The sequence below is a fragment of the Vibrio sp. 10N.222.49.A3 genome (assembly GCF_041475145.1).
GTDB classification, from domain to species: domain Bacteria; phylum Pseudomonadota; class Gammaproteobacteria; order Enterobacterales; family Vibrionaceae; genus Vibrio; species Vibrio tasmaniensis_A.
In genome coordinates this window covers 13,195-35,759 of the sequence record NZ_JBFRVM010000024.1, presented here as the reverse complement: position 1 = coordinate 35,759, position 22,565 = coordinate 13,195, and the positions used below count along the sequence as shown (strand labels likewise).

Sequence of the window (22,565 nt, the reverse complement as noted above, 5' to 3'; positions counted from 1 at the left end):
TGTAAAGAGTTTGAGTGTAAATATTGTTAATATTTAACACATCGCCTCGAAAGCTTATTAAATATAGTTTTAATGACCAATGTGACAATAATAGGTGAGGATTAGTTCAAGAATGGCTTTTCTGTCCTAGGAGTAACATCTTTGAGGATATTGGTATAAAATAGCAAACAATTTTGAACAATAATTAGGATCGATCGGCAATGGCTGAATACGTATATACCATGTCTCGGGTGAGCAAAACTGTTCCACCTAAGCGTCAAATTCTTAAAGACATTTCTCTTAGCTTTTTTCCTGGCGCTAAAATCGGTGTTTTGGGTCTAAATGGTTCAGGTAAATCTACCCTACTACGTATCATGGCTGGTATTGATACTGATATTGATGGTGAAGCACGTGCACAACAAGGTCTAAAAGTAGGTTACCTACCTCAAGAACCTGTACTAGACGAATCAAAAACCGTTCGTGAAATCGTAGAAGAAGCGGTTTCAGATGTTGCTGACGCACTTAAGCGCATCGACGCAGTATATGCCGCTTACGCAGAACCTGATGCAGATTTCGATGCATTAGCGAAAGAGCAAGGTGAGCTTGAAGCACTGATCCAAGCAAAAGATGGTCATAACCTAGAGACAGCTCTAGAGCGAGCTGCAGATGCACTTCGTCTTCCTGAGTGGGATGCGAAAATCGAATTCCTATCAGGTGGTGAACGTCGTCGTGTTGCTATCTGTCGTCTACTTCTTGAGAAGCCAGACATGCTGCTTCTTGATGAACCAACCAACCACTTGGATGCAGAATCAGTTGCTTGGCTTGAGCATTTCCTTGTTGATTACAGCGGTACTGTTGTGGCGATTACCCACGACCGTTACTTCCTAGACAACGCTGCAGGTTGGATTCTAGAACTTGACCGTGGTGAAGGTATCCCATGGGAAGGTAACTACACATCTTGGCTAGAACAGAAAGATGAGCGTTTGAAGCAAGAAAAAGCTGGCGAAAGCGCACGTCAAAAAACGATTGAGAAAGAACTTGAATGGGTTCGTCAAAACCCTAAAGGTCGTCAAGCTAAGTCTAAAGCTCGTATGGCTCGTTTTGAAGAAATGACGACTGGCCAATACCAGAAGCGTAACGAAACCAACGAATTGTTCATCCCACCAGGTGAGCGTTTAGGTGACAAAGTACTTGAAGTTAAGAACCTAACGAAGTCATTTGGTGATCGCGTTCTTATCGATGACCTATCATTCAGCATGCCTAAAGGCGCTATCGTTGGTATCGTTGGTGCCAATGGTGCGGGTAAATCAACACTATTCAAGATGCTAAGTGGCGCAGAACAGCCAGATTCAGGCACAGTTGAACTTGGCGAAACGGTTAAGCTTGCTTCTGTTGATCAGTTCCGTGACAGCATGGACGACACAAAAACAGTATTCCAAGAGATCTCTGAAGGCGCTGATATCATTAAGATCAACAACTTCGAAATCCCTGCTCGTGCATACTGCTCTCGTTTCAACTTCAAAGGCAACGACCAACAAAAGATCATCGGTCAGCTTTCTGGTGGTGAACGCAACCGTGTTCACCTAGCGAAACTGCTAAAAGCGGGCGGTAACGTACTGCTACTCGATGAACCAACCAATGACCTTGATGTTGAGACACTACGAGCTCTTGAAGAAGCACTACTTGAGTTCCCTGGCTGTGCAATGGTTATCTCGCATGACCGTTGGTTCCTTGACCGTATTGCGACCCATATCTTAGACTACCGTGATGAAGGTCAAGTTAACTTCTACGAAGGTAACTATACTGAATATACAGAGTGGCTGAAAAAGACTCTAGGTGCACAAGCGGCAGAACCTCACCGCATCAAGTACAAGCGTATTGCTAAGTAAATTAGCTTGTATTTTGAACAAAGGCCGCGATAATAGCGGCCTTTGATATATCTGGCTTACTATTTACCTATTGATATAGAGAAATTACCTATGCTTGAAAGACGTCAATTTTCACGAGTTATTTATCAAGTCCCGACTGAGATCTCACAAGGACAAGTAAAAGTATCAGGCTCGGTGCAAGACTTATCTCTTCATGGTTTACTCATTCAGTGTGATAAATGGCAGCAACTCAGCCACGATGCTCCTGTTCAAGTCAGCTTTAAGCTCACCAACAGTGATATCAATATTCAGTTAGAAGCAACGATAGTCTCGACCATCAATACCTCAATGCGTTTACGTATAGAGCATTTAGATATTGATAGTATCAGCCACCTTAAGCGCCTTGTGGAACTTAACGTTGGCGACGATGAACTGCTTTATAGAGAGATTGAACACCTTACCGATTTAGGTAGTGAGTGACGTCTCCATTCCCCTTTTTCTATTAGAAGCATTTAGTTAATACAGAACCATGTCTAAAAAAGTTTCCATTACAATCCCCTTAACCCAAGGGGATCAGACGTTTTATTTCGGTCGAAAAGCCGTACTAATATGTACCACAGCCCTTTTTTCAGTGCCTCTATTGATTGGCGGAGCTGCATACATGCACTTTGAGGGTAAACAAGAACTCGCCCTCCAAGCCGATGATGCACAACAATTGATTGAAACACTTATTGTTGAAAAAGAACAAACCGACTTTCTTTACGCTGAGCAGGTAGAAACCAATCACTCACTGTCTCAAGCATTAACCGAGAAAGAAGGCACTATTCAGTTACTTGGTAAGCGTGTATTTGATGTGGAATCAGTGCTTGGCCTGACCGATGAAGAGCCGCTGACTGATGACGTCTCTTTAGAAGACCGAATTGATGCAGCTGCAGTAGATTCGGCAGTCAGAGCCACAATGTTTCGTTTAATTCCAAATGACAGCCCTATGGCTTATCAACGCATATCATCCTCTTATGGTCGTCGCTCTAACCCTATAACAGGTAAACGCCACGTTCATACTGGTATCGACCTAACGTGTAAGCGTGGTGAAGATATAGTAGCGCCAGCAGATGGCGTAATTGAAACCGTGCGCCCAAGTAAGAAGGGCTTCGGTAACTTTATAACGATGCGTCACTCATTCGGTTTCATGAGCTCTTATGCGCACCTACAGAAGTTCAAAGTACGTAGCGGTCAATTTGTGAGTAAAGGCGATGTGATTGCGAGCTGTGGTAACTCAGGTAACTCAACCGGGCCACACTTGCACTATGAGGTACGCTTTCTTGGTCGTTCATTGAACCCTCAATACTTGATGGATTGGACACCTGAGAACTTCAACTACGTGTTTGAGAAAGAGAAAAAGGTTAAGTGGGGTCCATTGGTTCAACTGATTGATAATGTGGTTCGCTTGCAGATCAACCTGACTAACGTGCCTTACATTAGCTCGACCATAGACACCGTATCGAGTGAAGATAGTAAGAAACCTATCACTACTAACTAGTTATTGGTTATTGATTTGGCCTATGATGTTCTAATTGCTTTTAGCCTACAGTAGACCAAATGCTTTCATAGCATTCAGTACAAACAAAAAGAGCGACCATCAGGTCGCTCTTTTTTATGATTTCAAATCGTAATTAGCCACGATGAATCGAGTCATGCGCTTGCTTTAAAAGATTTTGGCTCTCTTGCAAGAACTGCTGCGAGTAGTCGCCAAACCAATCACTGACTTGATTAAAGCTATCAACGAATTTGGCTTTATCTTTCCCATCCAAGATTTCCAATGCTTCACCGAAACGACTATGGAAACGTCGAATCATCTCAATGTTCTCATCTGAAGAAAGAATGATATCACCGTACAAGTTCGGGTCTTGAGCAAACAGACGACCAACCATCGCAATCTCAAGTCGGTAGATTGGCGAGCTTAACTTCAAAAGTTGATCAATGTTCGGGTTCTCTTTACTTAGGTGCAAGCCGTAAGCAAAAGAAGTGAAGTGACGAAGAGCTTGAATCAGAGTCATGCCGTGATCGTGTTCCGCAGCATCCATCTGGCAAAGGCTCGCGCCCCAAATACCAAATTGATTCAGCAACCATTGGTAGCTTTCAGAGCCACGCCCATCACTGTAAACAATCACTTGTTTCGCAAGGCTTGGAACATCTGGACCAAACATTGGGTGCAACCCAACCACAGGGCCTTGATGCATGTTCATCATGGCTTGTAGAGGCTTTGATTTAATCGACGTCAAATCACAAAGAATACAATCGCTTGGTAGGTTACCCAGCTTCGCAATCACACCTTCCGTCAGGTGGATTGGAACCGTGACAACCACAAGACCGGCATTATCTAAGATCTCATCGGCTTTGTCCCAATCTTGACTGCCAAGGATTTTCACTTCGTAGCCAGAAAGCTTGAACATACGGCCAAACAGACCACCTAGTTGACCATTACCACCAACGATAACCACTGAACGCAAATCTGGGTTAAGGCACTTAAAACCAGAATCTTTTTCACTGGCATAAGACTCACGCATCGTACGACGCAAAATATCTTCGATTAACTGTGGCGGAACCCCTATTTTCTCGGCTTCTTGACGACGAGATGCCAACATCGCGGCTTCACGTTCTGGTACATAAATAGGTAGACCATGTTCACTTTTCACTTCGCCGACTTTCTCTACTAGAGCCAGTCGTTGAGCCAGTAAATCCAACATTTGTTTATCGACAGCATCGATTTGGTCGCGTAATTCGTTCAGTTCAACGGCCATTTTATTCCTTACTCATCTATAAGCCCGTACTAATCTAAAAGCCCGCATTGACGCAGGTTCGTTAGCGACAGATCTTAAAATGCCCCATTAGATGAGGCACTTAAATTTAAACTCTGACTAACCTTTCAAGCGGTTCTCTAAGAACGGGACTAATTCCGTATGTGCATGTTTCAATAGTGCCTCAGTTGAATCCCAATTGATACACGCGTCGGTAATAGATACACCGTATTTCATCTCATTGAGAGGTATATCTGAAGATTGGTTTCCTTCGTTAATATGGCTCTCAATCATCAGGCCAATAATCGATTTATTGCCTTCACGCACTTGGTGGATAACGTCTTCAGCAACCAACGGTTGGCGGCGGAAATCTTTACGAGAGTTCGCATGACTACAGTCGACCATTAGTGCCGCCTCTAAGCCAGACTTGCCCAGCTCTTGCTCACATTCGTGTACCGATACTGAATCGTAGTTCGTCTGCTTACCGCCACGTAAAATTACGTGACCATTTGGGTTACCTTGCGTCGTGAGTAGTGCGACTTGACCTTCACGACTGATACCCATGAAACGGTGGCTAGAAGAAGCCGCCTGCATTGCATTGATTGCAGTACCTAGATTGCCATCCGTACCATTTTTAAAGCCGATTGGCATTGAAAGACCACTCGCCATTTCACGGTGAGTTTGTGATTCAGTCGTACGAGCGCCGATTGCTGCCCAGCTGAATGTATCTGCTAGGTATTGCGGACTGATTGGATCTAGCGCTTCCGTCGCTAGTGGGATTTCCATCTCAGCAAGTTCAACAAGTAACTCACGACCAACATGTAAACCATGCTCAATATCGAAAGTGCCATCTAGGTGAGGGTCATTGATCAAGCCTTTCCAACCAACAGTGGTACGAGGCTTCTCAAAGTAAACACGCATTACAATATACAGTTGATCGCTAAGCTGCTCAGATAAAGCTTTTAAGCGTTTCGCGTACTCTTTCGCCGCTTCAATATCATGGATAGAACATGGGCCACATACTACAAGCATGCGATGATCTTTCTTATGAATAATGTCTGCAATAGTTTGACGAGACTCTTGAATGAAACGACGAGCATTATCACTCAAAGGCAGTTTTGCTTTTAACTCCTCTGGAGTAATCAGTACTTGTTCGTCGATGATATTGACATTGCTTAATTCACTTTTCTGCATAACTCAACCTGTATATTTATTTTTACACCCAATATTTCCATTTGGGCTAACAATCTTTAAAAACACAATAACAGCTACAAAAACGATTGCAAGTGTAAACAATAAAAAACATTTAGTGTAAATTTAAATTTACACACTCACTTTAATTAACTCTAATACACAAACCAGCTTAAACTGCACCTCACACATACAAAAAAGGCGATATTTCTCATATCGCCTTCTTCAAACTTATAGAGTGTTTATTTATCACCCAGCATTTAACATTCGCTTAATTTGCTCTGAGGCCTCTTTCCATCGACTATCCGAGTGAAGCGTCGATAAATCAAAGCTGTGCTTTTTAAGCAATGAGTTGGCTAAAGGCACCTCTTGAATTGCTAAATGATCAAGAGCCTCAATTTGTGCATCTCGCTTATTACACATCAGCACCATGTCACAGCCAGCATTCAAGGCTGCTTTCGCTCTATCTGCTGGTCCGCCCATAATGGCAGCGCCTTCCATCGTTAAGTCGTCAGAAAAAACTAAGCCTTTGAATCCAAGCTGCTGCTTCAATACTTTCTGCAGCCAATACAGTGAACCGCTCGCTGGTTGATCATCATAGTGAGAGAAAACCACGTGTGCTGGCATCATCGCATCTAATATTCCAGCTTCAATTTGCGCCTTGAAAATTGCCATGTCGGTTTCAAAGATATCATCTCTAGGATCGTAAGGCGTTTCTAAGTGAGAGTCAGCAATCACACCACCGTGTCCAGGAAAGTGCTTGCCTGTTGTCGCCATACCAACCGACTTCATGCCTTTGATGAAAGCGCTGCTGTGACGAACAATGGTATCAATATCTTCACCAAACGCTCGGCTACCAATCGCTTTACAGTCGTGGCCTTTGTCTAATACCGGCGCAAAGCTCAGATCGATATCATGGGCAATCAATTCCGCCGCCATCAACCAGCCGGCTTGTTCTGCTAACTGCTCACCATCGTTCTTAGTCGCAAATTCTTGAGCTGCAGGGATAATTGAAAAACCATCGCGAAAGCGCTGAACTCGGCCGCCTTCTTGGTCAACGCCAATCAAAATAGGACGTTTCGCTACCTTGCGGATCTCTTTATTTAACGCCGAAAGCTGTTTGCTATCGTGGTAGTTTCGAGCGAATAAGATGAGACCACCAACGGTTGGGTGCTCTAAAATTTCTCTGTCTTCAGCTGTCAGTTCGTAGCCCGCGACATCTACCCACAACGGTCCCATATTTATCCCTTATTAAACCTAATTTCATAAACTTCCCGAGATTATTCTCTTTAAATTTGCTTTACAATGTTTTTAAACCAATCTGTGGAAGACTTTAAGAATGCAGTGCAAGAGCTTAGGAATGGATCGTAAAGAACTGTATATCGGTGTGATGTCGGGGACGAGTATGGACGGTGTTGATACGGCCTTGGTTTCGATTGAAGATTCGCGCATCACATTGCTCGCTCATGATGAGTTCCCAATGCCTGATGATCTCAAAGCGCGTCTGCTTGAAGTTTGTATTGGTCAGAAAACGGATTTGATTGCCATTGGCGAACTAGACCACCAGCTTGGTCATCTATTTGCTGATGCTGTTCTGCAACTTCTCGATAAGTCAGGTACGCCTGCATCTTCTGTGACTGCGATTGGGAACCATGGCCAAACAGTATTCCACCAGCCAACCGGTACTTCGCCATTTACCATGCAGTTGGGTGACGCTAATATCATTGCCGCTAAAACAGATATTCAAACTGTTGCCGACTTCAGACGCAAAGACATGGCGCTTGGCGGACAAGGTGCGCCATTAGTCCCCGCGTTTCACCATACGATTTTTCACCCGCGAGACAGCTCGGTTGTAGTCTTGAATATTGGTGGTATCTCGAATATTTCAGTACTGCGCCCGAATCAGCCTACTCTTGGTTATGATACAGGCCCCGGCAATATGTTGATGGACGCTTGGGTTGATAAACACATAGGTGATAAGTTTGACCGTGATGCACTGTTCGCGCTAACAGGCCAACTGAATCAAGCCTTGCTCGAACAGCTTCTAAGTGAATCTTATCTATCTCAACTGCCACCGAAAAGTACTGGTAGAGAACTGTTCAACCTACCTTGGCTAGAGCAACAATTAACAGAATTTAAAGATCTTGCGACAGAAGATATTCAGCGCACACTTTGTGAATACACCGCATTGACGATAGCGAATGAAGTGGAGACTTATCGCTTGGGTGATCAACCTGCACTCTATGTGTGTGGCGGTGGTACGAGAAATCCATTGTTGATGAAGAGACTGTCTGAACTGCTTCCTAGCTGGGAGGTTGAGTCAACCACCAGTAAAGGCGTTGATGCCGATTATATGGAAGCTATGGCCTTTGCGTGGCTTGCTCAACGTCATGTTCATCAACTGCCAAGCAATTTACCAGAAGTGACTGGCGCAAGCAGAGCGGCCTCTCTAGGCGTTCTCTATCGTGCTGACTAAACAACTTTAGAACCATCATTTTAGAATCACCATTTAAGGATCATTATGAGTAACGACGCTCTCATATCAGCGCTCTCGCACCTCGTTTCGGAGGGGAGAAACCCTGACACTATGGATATTGATCTACTCACCTCTCTCGAAGTGGTTGAAAAGATTAACCAACAAGACAAACAGGTACCACTGGCGATCGAAGCCGAATTACCACTGATCGCGAAAGCGGTTGACAAGATCGCTCACGCCTTTCAAAACGGTGGCCGACTGATCTATATGGGTGCAGGCACCAGTGGTCGATTAGGTGTATTAGATGCCTCAGAGTGCCCTCCGACTTTCGGTGTTTCAGACAAAATGGTTATCGGCTTAATCGCTGGCGGACCAGAAGCGATTTTAAAAGCCAAAGAGGGAGCGGAAGATTCGCTGACTCTCGGTATTGAAGACCTGAAAGCCATTCAATTTACAGAAAACGATGTCGTGGTAGGCATTGCAGCCAGTGGCCGTACACCTTACGTGATTGGTGCACTCAATTATGCCAATCAACTTGGCGCAGTGACGGTTGCATTGTCTTGTAACCCTGATTCTCCGATTGCTGAAATCGCTCAAATCGCAATTAGCCCGGTGGTTGGCCCAGAAGCATTGACGGGTTCAACACGACTCAAATCAGGGACAGCACAAAAGCTGGTGCTTAATATGCTGACCACAGCCAGCATGATTCGCATTGGTAAGAGCTACCAAAACCTGATGGTCGACGTAAAAGCGACCAATGAAAAGTTGGTTGCCCGCGCTGCTCGTATCGTTATCCAAGCAACGGAGTGCGAGAAAGCACTGGCGGTGTCGACACTTAAAGCGACTGATTACGATGTGAAGCTATCGATTTTGATGATTCTAACAGGGCTAGATTTAGAACTGGCCAAGGCTCAGCTTGATAAACAAAATGGCTTCTTGAGAAAAGCGGTCGAGAATAATCAGTAATCTGCTGATACCAATCACAGTAAGTAAGTGATTATAAATAGCGCAGGAAAAATGCTTGAGAACAAGGCAGAAATTTTCGATAAGTAGTTATTCTACAATTAAAATTTCTAACGATGTTATCGAGTGTTTTAACCAGCTAGGATGAACAGTTATTTACTACGATTGGCATTATACTGTTGAGCGTTACTCTCGCTACATACAAAAAGACCAGTACACATGCAGTACTGGTCTCTTTTAGTTTTCATTTGTTATCGCTAGCTTGGGCTTAATAATCGTTCGAGAACTCATCCCAGCCACGTTGCCATTCCATACGGAAACGTTGAGCGTCTTCCGTACCAGAACACACGCCTTCATACACTTGACCAGATAAACCAATCTGATAAGCATGGTTCGGATTACAATATTCAGTCACACCTAGGTGATAACCTTCTGTATAGCTAGCTTGATCGACTCCGCCAAGCTCGGCCATATCTGAATAAGAACGCTGAGTGTGGCCTTTGATACCATCACGATAGCCAATCTCTTGCCAATTGCCTTCAGCTGCTAAATCTTGAACATTGGCGCTGCATCCTGCAAGGCTAAATGCCACGGCGAATAGTGCGATTATTTTTTTCATTTCAATCCTTTATATTTACCTAGCCACTTCCTGATGAAGCGTTATCTTTGTGGTGATTCTCCGCTGAACACTGGCTGATGTCCACTGATGTCTGCTATCTGCCACTGATATCTATTGGTGACCGCTTAAAGCTGATAAGTCACCACTTGTCAGAAGTAAGGCACTTCTCAACACGAATAACCAACCGCTCTACAAACGTAGCAAACCACTCAATCAGTTATAACACCACTTAATTGACTATTCGACCACTCACTCTCATAGCGGAAGTTTCTTCTCATACTCTTCTTTAATATACACCCTGACTTAATTAATACATTCAGGGATAACAAATTATGATGTGGTTTCTTACCTGTGTTGCAGCACTCATTGGTGGCTACTTTATTTACGGTGCCTTTATCGAGAAGATTTTCGGTATCAATGAAAAGCGTCAAACACCTGCTCACACCAAACAAGATGGCGTGGACTACGTTCCGATGTCGACGCCAAAGGTTTACCTAGTTCAGCTGCTTAACATTGCAGGTGTAGGTCCAATCTTCGGCCCTATCATGGGTGCCCTTTACGGCCCAGCAGCGATGCTTTGGATCGTGCTAGGCTGTATCTTCGCAGGTGCAGTACACGACTACTTCTCAGGTATGTTATCTATCCGTAATGGTGGCGCTTCAGTTCCAACTATCACTGGACGTTACCTAGGCAATGGCGCAAAACACTTTATGAACATCTTTGCCATTGTTCTACTGCTTCTAGTTGGCGTGGTATTCGTATCTGCTCCTGCAGGCATGATCACTAACCTAGTGAACGACCAAACTGATTTCGCGATGTCTGCAACAACCATGGTTGTTATCATCTTTGCTTACTACATCATCGCAACGATTGTCCCTGTCGATAAAATCATTGGTCGCTTCTACCCACTGTTCGGTGCACTGCTTATCTTCATGTCTGTTGGCTTAATCACTGCGATTGGTCTGTCTGACGAGCACCAAATAATGGGCGGCTTCGAGATGAAAGACATGTTCACCAACATGAACCCGAATGACCTACCACTTTGGCCTGCTCTATTCATCACTATCGCTTGTGGTGCTATCTCTGGCTTCCACGCAACTCAGTCTCCTTTGATGGCGCGTTGTATGGAAAACGAGAAGAACGGTCGCTTCGTGTTCTACGGCGCAATGATTGGTGAAGGCATCATCGCTCTAATCTGGTGTGCACTTGCTCTGTCGTTCTTCGGTTCAGTTGAGTCTTTATCTGACGCGATTGCAAACGGCGGCCCAGGTAACGTGGTATACAGCGCTTCATTTGGCCTACTGGGTGTATTTGGCGGTATCCTTGCTTTCCTTGGCGTGGTTATCCTACCTATCACTTCTGGTGACACAGCGTTCCGTTCAAGCCGTCTTATCCTTGCTGAATACTTCAACATGGAACAGAAAACACTGCGTAACCGACTACTAATGGCTCTACCGCTATTCGTTCTTGGTGGCATCCTGACTCAAGTAGATTTCGGCATCATCTGGCGCTACTTCGGTTTTGCTAACCAATCAACAGCAGTCATGATGCTATGGACAGCTTCGGCTTACCTACTTCGTCACAATAAACTGCACTGGGTAACAACGGTTCCAGCTGTGTTCATGACTTCTGTGTGTATTACATTCATCCTGAACAACAGCCAGCTAGGCTTCGGTCTGCCAATGCAGCTTTCAACCATCATCGGCGTAGTGAGTGCATTCGGTATCGCAGCTTACGTTATCAAAATTTCAAAAGGCAAAGGCGATATCGACCTTGCTGATGAAGAATCAGAAAAGGAAGCAAAGCCCGTAACAAAAACAGCTTAGCTTTCCCGAAATATTCTCACTCTTCATAGAAAGAGGAGAATAAGAAAGCCAAAAACACTTCGCTTGTTCCACCACATCTTTGATGAACTGGAATCTAAGATCAAAGCCCATCATGTATGATGGGCTTTATTATTTTATCCATAACCACTGAATACGTTAGTTTCCACTTTATAAAAGAAAGACAACCTGCAAAAAGCAAAGCTACCTTTCAGCCTCAATGAGCTTTACACTTAGCAAGCATCTCAATTGGTGAAAATATGGAACTCATTCTCTCTCTGCTGCAACAAACCTGTGTCTACTTAGTAATAGCTTACATGCTAAGTAAAACCCCGTTGATTCTCCCTTTGTTGAGCATCTCTTCACGCTTAAGTCATAAAATAAGCTGCTACGTTCTGTTTTCCCTATTCTGTATTATGGGCACCTATTTTGGACTGCAGATTAATGACGCGATAGCCAATACGCGCGCGATGGGTGCGGTCATGGGTGGTCTATTTGGCGGCCCTGTCGTTGGCTTTGCCGTCGGCTTTACTGGCGGTATTCACCGTTACTCATTAGGCGGCTTCACAGACTTGGCTTGTGCTATTTCCACCACAGCAGAAGGCTTGATTGGCGGCCTATTGCACGTTTACTTGGTTAGAAAGAACAAAGCCAGCCAGCTATTTAATCCATTGGTGGTTTTCTCGGTAACCCTGTTTGCAGAGATTATTCAGATGCTCATTCTTTTAGCGGTCGCGAAACCATTCGAGCAATCTTATGCCTTAGTGTCCGATATTGCCGCACCAATGATCATCGCAAACTCTGTGGGTGCGGCACTGTTCATGAGCATCATCCAAGACCGTAAAACCATCTTCGAAAAATATTCTGCAACCTTCTCTCGTCGCGCATTAACCATCGCCGAGCGTTCAGTGGGTATTTTGCATGGAGGATTCAATTCAGATAATGCGCAAAAAATCGTGCGGATCATTTACGAAGAGACCAACGTTGGTGCGGTGGCGATCACCGACCGAGAAAAAATTCTCGCTTTCATCGGCATTGGTGATGAACACCATATTCCGAACACCCCTATTTCATCGCAGAGCACGCTCACTTCGATGGAACAGAACGACATCATCTACCTTGATGGCAAAGAGAATCCATACCAATGCTCCCTTTCGCAAGATTGTAAGTTAGGCTCAGCGCTAATTATCCCGTTAAGAGCAGGAAACGAAGTCATCGGAACCATCAAACTGTATGAGCCAAAGCTGAAGCTGTTCTCGACCATCAATATGTCGATGGGTGAAGGTATCGCTCAGCTATTGTCGAGCCAGATCCTATTTAGCAACTATCAGCAGCAGCAAACGCTGCTGACACAAGCGGAAATCAAACTGCTGCATGCACAGGTGAACCCACACTTCTTGTTTAATGCACTTAACACCATCAGTGCCGTTACACGTCGTGACCCTGATAAAGCACGTGAGCTCATTCAACATCTGTCTCACTTCTTTAGAAGTAACCTGAAGCAGAACATCAACACGGTAAAACTCAAAGATGAACTGGCACACGTTAATGCGTATCTAACCATAGAGAAGGCACGCTTTACCGATCGATTAGAAGTGGAATGGGATATCGACCCGCAACTGTATGAGTCGCAACTGCCAAGCTTTACCCTGCAACCGTTAGTAGAAAATGCCATCAAACATGGGATTTCTAACATGCTGGAAGGCGGCAAAGTGAAGATCTATAGCGAGGCTTTCGTGGGGGGATTCAAGTTAATCGTTGAAGACAATGCTGGTAATTATCAGAAGCCATCCCAAGATCACGTTGGATTAGGCATGGAGATTGTTGATAAACGACTCACTAATTTCTTTGGACAAGATTCAGCACTAAAAATAGAATCTCAACCACAGCAATTTACTCGAATGAGCTTTATCATACCTATACTGAAATAAAGGCATTTTCGGAGACGAATCACTCCGAGTTGAAACATTTAGAAGCAGACATTTAAAAGAAAAGCGTGAAACAAGCAGGGATAGAACCAAAATGAAGATTGTAGGATGTTAAAGGCATTAGTTGTCGATGATGAGCTTTTTGCTCGCGAAGAGCTGATTGAACTACTCACTGAAACCGGACAAGTAGAAATCATTGGCCAAGCGAGTAACGCGATCGAAGGACTGAAACAGATCAATCTGCTCAAGCCTGATGTGGTGTATTTGGATATCCAAATGCCGCAGGTTACTGGAATTGAACTGTTAAGCATGCTTGATCCAGACACCATGCCCTACGTGGTATTCGTCACCGCCTACGACCAATATGCGATTCAAGCATTTGAAGATAACGCTTTTGACTACCTACTCAAGCCGGTTGAACCTTGTCGATTAAACAAGAGTGTTTGCCGTCTGAATAAAGTCATCAAACAAAACCAAAAAGCGCCAGAACAAGATATCTCAGCGATTGCTCCCTGCCACTTAGAGCAAATCCCGTGTATTGGTCACAACCGCATTGTAATCATGGCAAGCCAAACGGTCGAGTGCGCTTATTCAGATATCAGCGGTGTGCATGTTCGTAGTTCATCACAAACCGCCACCTCACAGTTAACCCTGAAGATCCTAGAAGAAAAGACCGATTTGATCCGCTGTCATCGCCAGTATTTGATCAATATAAAATCGATCCAAGAGATCAAACTGTTGGAAAATGGATTAGCGGAGATCATCACGCTGACTGGTTTTGAAGTGCCTGTCAGTCGTCGCTACCTCAAGACACTAAAGGAGCTACTCGGTCTCCAGTAACCTGTTAGAAATTCGACGCCTTGTTCCAAAGCATGATCAAAAAAGCCAACGTATCAACGTTGGCTTCCTGCTGTTTACAAATCAATACTGTTTGCAAATCGATACTGTTTGCGAATCGATAGAGTTACGAATCGACTTTGTCACCAATCCATAGAGACTAGTCGACTTGCTTAATCTGCAGCTCTTTTGGTACTTCGAAGAACATGTTCTCTTCACGACCTTGAATCTCTTCAACCTCGGTAGCACCCAACTCACGAATACGATCTAAGATTTGGTTTACTAGCTCTTCAGGCGCTGAAGCACCCGCTGTCACACCAATTTTCTTTTTCCCTTCAACCCATTCAGTTTGAATGTCTTCAGGACAGTCGGTTAGATAACCTGGCGTGCCTAGCTTCTCAGCTAGCTCTTTTAAACGAGTAGAGTTCGATGAGTTCTTAGAGCCAACAACTATCACGACATCGACATCACCAGCCATCTCACGAATTGCGTCTTGACGGTTTTGTGTTGCGTAGCAAATATCATCTTTACGTGGTCCTTGGATCTCAGGGAATACGCGACGTAACTCTTCAATCACGTCTGCAGTTTCATCAACTGACAGCGTGGTTTGACTAACATAATGTAAGTTACTTGGATCGTTCACGACTAAGTTCTGTACATCTTCTGGTCTTTCAACCAAATACATACCACCAGCTTGGCTAGCGTATTGACCCATAGTGCCTTCCACTTCAGGGTGACCCGCGTGACCAATCAATACCACTTCCATATGTTTGCGGCTCGCTCGAGCAACCTCCATATGAACTTTAGTCACCAAAGGACACGTCGCATCAAATACCGTTAACTCGCGTTCTTTCGCTTCTTTGCGAACCGCTTGAGAAACACCGTGAGCCGAGAAGATCACGATGTTATCGTCTGGTACTTCACTTAACTCTTCGACAAAAATAGCACCACGTTGCTTGAGCCCTTCAACAACAAAGCGGTTATGCACCACTTCATGGCGAACATAAATCGGTGGCTGATACAGTTCAAGAGCGCGCTCTACGATGCTGATCGCACGATCGACACCGGCACAAAAGCCACGAGGGTTAGCTAACATTATTTTCATTTCATTGCTCATCATTTACCGCGGTACTAAGGTTGTTTCTATAGAGTTCGCTGTCAGCGAGGTTCGCATTCTACAGTGAAGCGCCTAGACAGTGAAGCTCTGGGTTGCGTCACACCTGTAAGGCGATGTTATTCTACTGTTAAGATAGTGATTAACCGCTAAGATAACTACTCCACCGTTAAGACAGTTAGTCCACAGCTAAGATGTTAACGTCAAACGTAACGTCTTGGCCGGCTAATGGGTGATTAAAATCAACCGTCACTGAATCACCTGCAATATCAGTGATAATACCTGGAATTTCCATACCGTCAGGACCAGAGAAAGCCATAATAGTGCCAACTTCGACTTCAGAGTCGCCAACAAACTTAGCACGATCCATATGATGGATATGATCTGGATTTGGCATACCAAACGCGTCTTCCGCCTTCAATTCGATAGACTTTTCAGTCCCCGTTTCAAGGCCAATCAGGCACTGTTCAAAGTTCTCACTTAGGCTGCCATCACCCATCACGAACTTTGCAGGCTTACCCATATTTTCGGTGCTATCGGCAACTGAACCATCCTTCATTTTAATCGTAAAATGTAGAGTTACTGCTGAATCATTTTTAATTGCTGCCACGTTACTTTCCTTAGATTTCTTTATTATTTGAGAATGCATTTTGCTTTGCTCTCATATTAGTTGCAGCATAAAAAAAAGCGCCGTCGGAATCAACCGACAGCGCTTAGGGCTATTCTATTCTGTGAGTCATAGGCTGACTTTAGGACAATCTATTACAAAGCGATTTGCTTGATACTCATTAATGTCTGAGTAGTCTATTGGCTTTCATCTTTCTTACGGAAACCATCTAAGATGATCATCGCGGCGCCGATACAGATTCCCATATCCGCTAGGTTAAATGCAGGCCAGTGGTAAGTACCCCAATAGAAGTCTAAGTAATCGACGACAAAGCCATGTACAACACGGTCGAACACGTTGCCAACAGCACCACCAATGATGATCGCATAAGCAATGTTGTTCCACTTATCTGTTGCTGGTAGCTTGCTCATCCAGTACGTCAGCATCCCCGTTACTGCAAATGCGATACCAGTGAATAACCAGCGCTGCCAACCACTTTGATCACTCAAGAAGCTAAATGCTGCACCGTAGTTATGCACGTACAAAAAGTTAAAGAATGGCAACACCTCAATACGGTTTGCCCAGCCATAACCCATGTTGTCCATAACAAAGAGTTTGATACCGATATCAGCAAGGAAGACCAGTAGGGCCAACCATAACCAACGCACACCAGATTGTTTTAACGAAACTTCACTCATTTCTATTCCTAGTATTTACGAAGTTGGTATTCACTGTTACTCAATTTAAGTGACCTTGATTACCAAACTTGACTAAACACATTTCCTATAATTAAAAATAACCCCAGTTGGTACTGGGGCTATGATTTTTACAAAAAGTTCAGTCTTTCTCTGAGTCGTTATGCGAACTTACGCACTTCGCCTTCACCGTCGATGTTCGACACACAACGACCACAAATTTTCTCGTGACCTTCGATTGTGCCTACATCTGGAGTGTGGTGCCAGCAACGGTCACACTTCTCAGCTTCAGTTGCTGCAACTTCAACGTATAAACCTGCAACGTCTGTCGCTTGAGCTGTATCAGACTTGTCGCTAAGCGGCTTAACAACAGCAGCAGAGGTGATAAGTACGAAACGTAGCTCATCTTCTAGCTTGTTGATTTTAGCAGCCAGTGCGTCGTCAGCGTATAGAGTCACTTCAGCCTGCAATGCACCACCGATCGTTTTCTCTTTACGAGCATCTTCAAGAAGCTTGTTCACTGCGCCACGAACTGACTGGATTTCAGTCCAGAATTCGTTGCTTAGCTCTTCGTCGTCAGCAAGACCAAATAGGCCTTCGAACCACTCGCCTGTGAATACAAACGTGTCGCGTTCGCCTGGCATCTCGTTCCAGATTTCATCTGCAGTGAACGACATGATAGGAGCCATCCAACGAACTAGAGCTTCTACGATGTAGTAAAGCGCCGTTTGGCAGCTACGTTGAGCATGGCTGCCCTGCTTCGCTGTGTACTGACGGTCTTTAATTACGTCTAGGTAGAAAGAACCCATTTCGATAGAACAGAACTGCATTAGACGTTGAGTTACACCATGAGTGTTGTACTCACCGTATGCTTTAACAATCTCTTCTTGTGCAGCTTGAGCACGGCCAACAGCCCAGCGATCAAGTGCTACCATTTCTTCAGCAGGCACTAGGTCAGTTTCAGGGTTGAAACCGTTCAAGTTCGCTAGGAAGAAACGAGCCGTGTTACGAATACGACGGTATGCATCAGCAGAACGCTTAAGAATCTCGTCAGAAACCGCAACTTCGTTAGTGTAATCCGTAGAAGCAACCCATAGACGTAGAATATCTGCGCCTAGTTTGTTCGTTACATCTTTAGGAGCAACAACATTACCGATAGATTTAGACATCTTACGGCCGTTACCATCAACCACGAAACCGTGCGTTAGCACTTGCTTGTATGGTGCTTCGTCTTTCATCGCGATAGATGAAATCAAAGAAGACTGGAACCAGCCACGGTGTTGGTCAGAACCTTCAAGGTAAAGATCAGCACTGTGCGTTCTTTCTTCATTCGGGAAGTTGTACTCTTCACGAGAATCCACAACAGAGAAGTGCGTTACACCTGAGTCGAACCATACGTCTAACGTATCAAGTACTTTCTCGTACTTGTCAGCGTCTTTAGCACCCATCAGTTCAGCAGCATCTACATCCCACCAAGCTTGAATGCCTTTTTCTTCCACAAGCTTCGCTACTTTTTCAATAAGAGTTGGGCTATCTGGATGAAGTTCTGATGTTTCTTTATGAACGAACAGAGCAATTGGCACACCCCAAGTACGTTGACGAGAGATACACCACTCGGGGCGACCTTCGATCATACCTTCGATACGGCTTTGACCCCATTCAGGCATCCATTCAACACTCTTTGTTGACTCTAGTGCTTTTGCACGTAGGCCAGCTTGATCCATAGAGATGAACCATTGTGGTGTTGCACGGAAGATGATTGGAGTTTTGTGTCTCCAACAGTGTGGGTAGCTGTGCTCGTAAGCGTGGTGATGCAGTAGTGCACCCTTCTCTTTTAGAACTTCTAAAACAGAGTCGTTCGCTTTGAATACGTGCTGACCAGCAAATAGCTCAGTATCTGGCAGGTAAACGCCGTTTGAACCAACTGGGTTAGCGATTTCTAGGTTGTACTTCTTACCAACCACGAAATCCTCTTGACCGTGACCAGGAGCGGTATGAACCACACCAGTACCAGAGTCAGTTGTAACGTGGTCGCCAAGAACAGCAGGAACCGTAAAGTTGTAGAACGGGTGGTTGAATTGAGAAAGCTCAAGCTCAGCACCAGTAGCAAAACCAAGGTTATGGAAATGCTCGATACCCGCACGATCCATTACGTCTTTTGCTAGTTCAGAAGCAACAACGATACGTTGAGCAGGCTGTTCGCCATTCGCTTCAACTTGGATAAGTACGTATTCAAGATCATCACGTAGACATACTGCGCGGTTAGCCGGCAGAGTCCACGGTGTTGTCGTCCAGATAACGATAGAGATTTCGCCCTGACCCGCGTGACCTTCCGCTAGAGTAAATTTCTCTAGTAGAGCCGCTTCGTCAGCTGCTGTAAATTTCACATCGATAGATGGAGACACTTTATCTTTATATTCAACTTCAGCTTCAGCCAAAGCAGAGCCACAGTCAGTACACCAGTGAACTGGTTTGAAACCTTTAAGAAGGTGACCTTTGTCTGCGATTTTGCCTAGAGAACGAATGATGTTCGCTTCAGTTCCAAAATCCATAGTGCGGTAAGGTTTATCCCACTCGCCCATGATACCAAGACGTTTGAAGCTCTCTTTCTGACCTTCAACTTGGCCCGCAGCGTACTTACGACACTCTTCGCGGAATTCTGCCGCTGAAATCTTCTGACCAGGCTTACCTTTCTTCTTCTCAACCATCAACTCGATTGGAAGACCGTGACAGTCCCAACCAGGGATGTACGGTGCATCAAAACCAGAAAGGGTCTTAGATTTGATAATAATGTCTTTAAGAATCTTGTTCAGCGCGTGGCCAATGTGAATGTCGCCGTTCGCGTATGGAGGGCCATCATGCAGTACGAAAGATTTTTTACCTTTCTTTGCCTTACGGATCTCACCGTAAAGGTCTTCTTTGTACCAACGCTTCAGCATTTCTGGTTCACGATTTGCCAGATTGCCACGCATTGGGAACCCTGTTTCTGGTAAGTTCAGGGTATCTTTATAATCACTCATCGATTCTTAATTCCGTTATATTGGGCGAAGTTAGACATTATGTTAATCGGTGGAATTATCCGACTAATTCTTTAGCTGAAGCAGCCACACCCTTGCGGCTTCAGCATCCAATTCTATTTGATTCTTTAATGCGTCGAACGACTCAAACTTTATCTCGTCGCGCAGTTTGTGCAAAAGTCGCACTTCTAACTGTTTACCATATAAATTGGCTTTAAAGTCAAAAAAATGTACTTCTAATTGCTGCCTTACACCATTAACTGTTGGTCGTTGTCCAATATTAGCAACACCACCGACAGGAACACCGTCGATATCTAATGCTTCAACAACATACACTCCCGACACAGGAGAAACACAACGTTTTAATGGAATATTAGCGGTAGGGAAACCGATAGTTCTCCCTAGTTTACGACCATGAGAAACACGACCACTGATACTGTAGTCACGCCCAAGCATGGTAGCACTAGAAGCCAAGTCATTAGCCGCTAACGCATTTCGTATCTCAGTGCTGCTTACTCGTAATTGGTTTAAGCAATAGCTTTGGGTGCTCACCACCTCAAAACCATATTTTTCGCCCGCTTCTTTAAGCATAGCGAAATTACCTGTTCGGCCTTTGCCAAAGCAAAAGTCGTCACCAACCACCAAGAATTTCACACCAAGCTTATCAACCAAAAGATCCTTAATGAACGCTTCCGCAGACAAGCTTGCAAAATACTGATTGAAATTCACACACAATAAACGACTAATCTCTAGCTTGCTCAATTGCACGTACTTATCTCGTAAGCGAGTTAAACGCGCTGGCGCTCGACCTTTAGCAAACAACTCCATAGGTTGCGGTTCAAACGTCATGACAACAGAAGGGAGTCCCAGTGCTGTAGCTTGTTTAGAAACCTGACTCAGAACCTCTTGATGCCCTAAATGAACACCATCGAAGTTACCTATGGTTAATACACAGCCATGATGCTGTGCTTTAATATTGTGTATACCTCGGATCAGTTCCATTGTGATCAGCTAAAACCTGTTATTTGCATCATTTATTGTGTGAAACCGACGGATTATATACTAATCAGTATTAATCTGTCGCTGCTTTTAAATGTTTTACTCGGATACCTAAAACCAGTACCGACACAATATAAGCAAAGCCACCAAGTGCGATCAACCCTGTTAGCGTCAACGCTCTTTGGTTGAAGCTCCAATCAAGCCACAGCTGCATATTGTCTAGTTGCCATAAAATCACGCCAACCATCACAGTTCCAGATACTAATAATTTAAGGCTAAACAACAATGTAGTCTTGGTTAAACTATAAACACCCGCTATATGCAGACCACGATAAAGTAGAGTCATGTTCACGAACGCAGATAACGCCGTTGCGATTGCCAAACCAACATAACCATAGAAATAAGCGAAGATCGCGTTGAACACCATGTTAGTGACCATCGCAATGATGCCGTACTTCACAGGGGTTTTAGTATCTTGACGTGAGTAATAGCCCGGAGCCAACACTTTAATCAACATGAAGTTAAGCAAGCCTGAAGCGTATGCCACCAAAGACATGGAAGCCTGCTGTACATCGTGTGGTGAAAACTCGCCACGCATGAAGAGCACCATCAGCATCGGCTTTGCTAAAACAATAAGACCTAACATTGCAGGAATGCCTAGCAATAAAACCATGCGCACGCCCCAGTCCATGGTATGAGCAAACCCTTCCCCTTGAGCGTCTACGTGTTTACGCGACAAAGCAGGAAGAATAACCGTCGCAATAGCAATACCAAACAAACCGAGTGGGAATTCCAATAATCGATCCGAATAATATAGCCAACTGATAGAGCCGGTTGCTAGAAAGCTGGCAATGAAGGTATCGAACAACAAGTTGATTTGGCTCACTGACACACCAAACAAGGCAGGGATCATTAGCGTGCGGATCTTAACTACACCGGGATCTCTCCACCCCCACTTCGGCTTAACCAACACACCCGCTTTAATCAAGAAAGGCATTTGGAAAAGGAACTGGACTAAACCACCAAGAAACACACCGATGGCCAAGCCAATTTCGGGTTGTTCTAAATTAGGAGAGATAAACCATGCTGAACCTATGATCATTACGTTCAGGAACACAGGGGTAAATGACGAAACCGCAAATTTGCCCATGGTATTGAGGATTGCACCAGATAAAGCAACAAAGGTGATAAACCATAAATAAGGAAAGGTAATCTTGAGCATAAAGCTCGCCAGCTCAAATTTTGGTGCTGCTGGGCCATCATTTAACCAATCGATAAACCAACCTGCGCCAAACATCGCAGTGATGACACCCGAGCCCAACACCCCGATAACGGTGACGATAGAAACTAGTACCCCGAGCGTGCCCGATACTTTGGCAATTAAATCTCGAGTCTTATCTTTATCACCAGCAGCGTGATATTCTGTTAATACAGGAACAAACGCTTGAGAAAAGGCACCTTCTGCGAAAAGTCGACGTAAGAAATTAGGGATTTTATTAGCGAAGAAAAATACGTCGGCACTCGCTCCTGCTCCCATCAAATTTGCTACTACTACATCACGTACTAGCCCCAATACGCGGGAAACAAAAGTCATTGCACTGACAATCAGGCCTGACTTTAATAGTCGTTTACTCACACAAACCTCTGACAC

The 22,565-nt window shown here is 44.5% G+C and carries 18 protein-coding genes; 8 read left to right on the top strand and 10 right to left on the bottom strand.

The window, feature by feature from the left end:
- Positions 1-200: 200 nt before the first annotated feature.
- The 3 genes from ettA to AB4589_RS04685 all read left to right on the top strand — a co-directional run bounded on the left by ettA (position 201) and on the right by AB4589_RS04685 (position 3,387).
- Positions 201-1,868, top strand: a complete 1,668-nt coding sequence (gene ettA / locus AB4589_RS04695; RefSeq protein WP_009848459.1) for an energy-dependent translational throttle protein EttA — start codon at positions 201-203, stop codon at positions 1,866-1,868.
- Between the two features lie 90 nt (positions 1,869-1,958).
- A complete protein-coding gene (locus AB4589_RS04690; protein WP_372099565.1) occupies positions 1,959-2,327 on the top strand; it encodes a PilZ domain-containing protein in 369 nt (122 codons plus the stop codon).
- A 49-nt stretch (positions 2,328-2,376) separates the two neighbouring features.
- Entirely contained in the window at positions 2,377-3,387 is a 1,011-nt protein-coding gene (locus tag AB4589_RS04685; RefSeq protein ID WP_371710026.1) for a M23 family metallopeptidase, read from the top strand.
- Positions 3,388-3,520: 133 nt separating this feature from the next.
- On the opposite strand, the gene tyrA is transcribed toward AB4589_RS04685, so the two are convergent.
- The 3 genes from tyrA to nagZ form a co-directional block, all read right to left on the bottom strand.
- Entirely contained in the window at positions 3,521-4,648 is a 1,128-nt protein-coding gene (gene tyrA / locus AB4589_RS04680) for a bifunctional chorismate mutase/prephenate dehydrogenase (protein ID WP_372099563.1), read from the bottom strand.
- Between the two features lie 117 nt (positions 4,649-4,765).
- A complete protein-coding gene (locus AB4589_RS04675) occupies positions 4,766-5,839 on the bottom strand; it encodes a 3-deoxy-7-phosphoheptulonate synthase (RefSeq protein WP_372099561.1) in 1,074 nt (357 codons plus the stop codon).
- 246 nt (positions 5,840-6,085) lie between these two features.
- On the bottom strand, positions 6,086-7,075 hold the full coding sequence (gene nagZ / locus AB4589_RS04670) for a beta-N-acetylhexosaminidase (RefSeq protein ID WP_102249721.1): 990 nt from the start codon (positions 7,073-7,075) through the stop codon (positions 6,086-6,088).
- A gap of 121 nt (positions 7,076-7,196) precedes the next feature.
- Between nagZ and AB4589_RS04665 the strand changes: the two genes are divergently transcribed.
- A complete protein-coding gene (locus tag AB4589_RS04665) occupies positions 7,197-8,312 on the top strand; it encodes an anhydro-N-acetylmuramic acid kinase (RefSeq protein WP_371710028.1) in 1,116 nt (371 codons plus the stop codon).
- Between the two features lie 45 nt (positions 8,313-8,357).
- Positions 8,358-9,278 (top strand): N-acetylmuramic acid 6-phosphate etherase, encoded by a 921-nt coding sequence (murQ, locus tag AB4589_RS04660; RefSeq protein ID WP_371710030.1) that lies wholly within the window; start codon positions 8,358-8,360, stop codon positions 9,276-9,278.
- 265 nt (positions 9,279-9,543) lie between these two features.
- Here murQ and AB4589_RS04655 read toward each other — a convergent pair whose 3' ends face one another.
- The gene (locus AB4589_RS04655; RefSeq protein WP_009848451.1) at positions 9,544-9,894 is read right to left on the bottom strand and encodes a DUF2799 domain-containing protein; all 351 of its coding nucleotides are present in this window, start codon (positions 9,892-9,894) and stop codon (positions 9,544-9,546) included.
- A 332-nt stretch (positions 9,895-10,226) separates the two neighbouring features.
- Between AB4589_RS04655 and AB4589_RS04650 the strand changes: the two genes are divergently transcribed.
- From AB4589_RS04650 to btsR, 3 genes are all read left to right on the top strand, one after another.
- Entirely contained in the window at positions 10,227-11,720 is a 1,494-nt protein-coding gene (locus tag AB4589_RS04650) for a carbon starvation protein A (RefSeq protein WP_372099558.1), read from the top strand.
- A 257-nt stretch (positions 11,721-11,977) separates the two neighbouring features.
- Positions 11,978-13,648, top strand: coding sequence for a LytS/YhcK type 5TM receptor domain-containing protein (locus AB4589_RS04645; protein ID WP_371703608.1), 1,671 nt, complete (start codon positions 11,978-11,980; stop codon positions 13,646-13,648).
- A gap of 105 nt (positions 13,649-13,753) precedes the next feature.
- A complete protein-coding gene (gene btsR / locus AB4589_RS04640; RefSeq protein WP_372099555.1) occupies positions 13,754-14,485 on the top strand; it encodes a two-component system response regulator BtsR in 732 nt (243 codons plus the stop codon).
- 157 nt (positions 14,486-14,642) lie between these two features.
- Here btsR and ispH read toward each other — a convergent pair whose 3' ends face one another.
- The 6 genes from ispH to murJ form a co-directional block, all read right to left on the bottom strand.
- Positions 14,643-15,599: a 4-hydroxy-3-methylbut-2-enyl diphosphate reductase gene (ispH, locus tag AB4589_RS04635; protein ID WP_029222924.1), complete on the bottom strand. Its 957-nt coding sequence runs from the start codon at positions 15,597-15,599 to the stop codon at positions 14,643-14,645.
- A gap of 175 nt (positions 15,600-15,774) precedes the next feature.
- Positions 15,775-16,206 carry an FKBP-type peptidyl-prolyl cis-trans isomerase gene (gene fkpB / locus AB4589_RS04630; protein ID WP_135444419.1) on the bottom strand — a complete coding sequence of 144 codons (432 nt, stop codon included), beginning with the start codon at positions 16,204-16,206 and terminating at the stop codon, positions 15,775-15,777.
- A 194-nt stretch (positions 16,207-16,400) separates the two neighbouring features.
- Positions 16,401-16,901: a signal peptidase II gene (gene lspA, locus AB4589_RS04625; RefSeq protein ID WP_009848445.1), complete on the bottom strand. Its 501-nt coding sequence runs from the start codon at positions 16,899-16,901 to the stop codon at positions 16,401-16,403.
- A 158-nt stretch (positions 16,902-17,059) separates the two neighbouring features.
- On the bottom strand, positions 17,060-19,918 hold the full coding sequence (gene ileS / locus AB4589_RS04620; RefSeq protein WP_372099553.1) for an isoleucine--tRNA ligase: 2,859 nt from the start codon (positions 19,916-19,918) through the stop codon (positions 17,060-17,062).
- A gap of 63 nt (positions 19,919-19,981) precedes the next feature.
- Positions 19,982-20,917 carry a bifunctional riboflavin kinase/FAD synthetase gene (gene ribF, locus AB4589_RS04615; protein WP_012603275.1) on the bottom strand — a complete coding sequence of 312 codons (936 nt, stop codon included), beginning with the start codon at positions 20,915-20,917 and terminating at the stop codon, positions 19,982-19,984.
- 70 nt (positions 20,918-20,987) lie between these two features.
- Positions 20,988-22,550, bottom strand: coding sequence for a murein biosynthesis integral membrane protein MurJ (gene murJ / locus AB4589_RS04610; RefSeq protein ID WP_372099551.1), 1,563 nt, complete (start codon positions 22,548-22,550; stop codon positions 20,988-20,990).
- Positions 22,551-22,565: the final 15 nt, after the last annotated feature.

What these genes read in the sequence shown, in the direction of transcription:
- ettA (WP_009848459.1), top strand. Translation starts at nt 201, where the DNA reads ATGGCTGAATACGTATATACCATGTCTCGGGTGAGCAAAACTGTTCCA.
- AB4589_RS04690 (WP_372099565.1), top strand. Translation starts at nt 1,959, where the DNA reads ATGCTTGAAAGACGTCAATTTTCACGAGTTATTTATCAAGTCCCGACT.
- AB4589_RS04685 (WP_371710026.1), top strand. Translation starts at nt 2,377, where the DNA reads ATGTCTAAAAAAGTTTCCATTACAATCCCCTTAACCCAAGGGGATCAG.
- tyrA (WP_372099563.1), bottom strand. Translation starts at nt 4,648, where the DNA reads ATGGCCGTTGAACTGAACGAATTACGCGACCAAATCGATGCTGTCGAT.
- AB4589_RS04675 (WP_372099561.1), bottom strand. Translation starts at nt 5,839, where the DNA reads ATGCAGAAAAGTGAATTAAGCAATGTCAATATCATCGACGAACAAGTA.
- nagZ (WP_102249721.1), bottom strand. Translation starts at nt 7,075, where the DNA reads ATGGGACCGTTGTGGGTAGATGTCGCGGGCTACGAACTGACAGCTGAA.
- AB4589_RS04665 (WP_371710028.1), top strand. Translation starts at nt 7,197, where the DNA reads ATGGATCGTAAAGAACTGTATATCGGTGTGATGTCGGGGACGAGTATG.
- murQ (WP_371710030.1), top strand. Translation starts at nt 8,358, where the DNA reads ATGAGTAACGACGCTCTCATATCAGCGCTCTCGCACCTCGTTTCGGAG.
- AB4589_RS04655 (WP_009848451.1), bottom strand. Translation starts at nt 9,894, where the DNA reads ATGAAAAAAATAATCGCACTATTCGCCGTGGCATTTAGCCTTGCAGGA.
- AB4589_RS04650 (WP_372099558.1), top strand. Translation starts at nt 10,227, where the DNA reads ATGATGTGGTTTCTTACCTGTGTTGCAGCACTCATTGGTGGCTACTTT.
- AB4589_RS04645 (WP_371703608.1), top strand. Translation starts at nt 11,978, where the DNA reads ATGGAACTCATTCTCTCTCTGCTGCAACAAACCTGTGTCTACTTAGTA.
- btsR (WP_372099555.1), top strand. Translation starts at nt 13,754, where the DNA reads ATGTTAAAGGCATTAGTTGTCGATGATGAGCTTTTTGCTCGCGAAGAG.
- ispH (WP_029222924.1), bottom strand. Translation starts at nt 15,599, where the DNA reads ATGAGCAATGAAATGAAAATAATGTTAGCTAACCCTCGTGGCTTTTGT.
- lspA (WP_009848445.1), bottom strand. Translation starts at nt 16,901, where the DNA reads ATGAGTGAAGTTTCGTTAAAACAATCTGGTGTGCGTTGGTTATGGTTG.
- ileS (WP_372099553.1), bottom strand. Translation starts at nt 19,918, where the DNA reads ATGAGTGATTATAAAGATACCCTGAACTTACCAGAAACAGGGTTCCCA.
- ribF (WP_012603275.1), bottom strand. Translation starts at nt 20,917, where the DNA reads ATGGAACTGATCCGAGGTATACACAATATTAAAGCACAGCATCATGGC.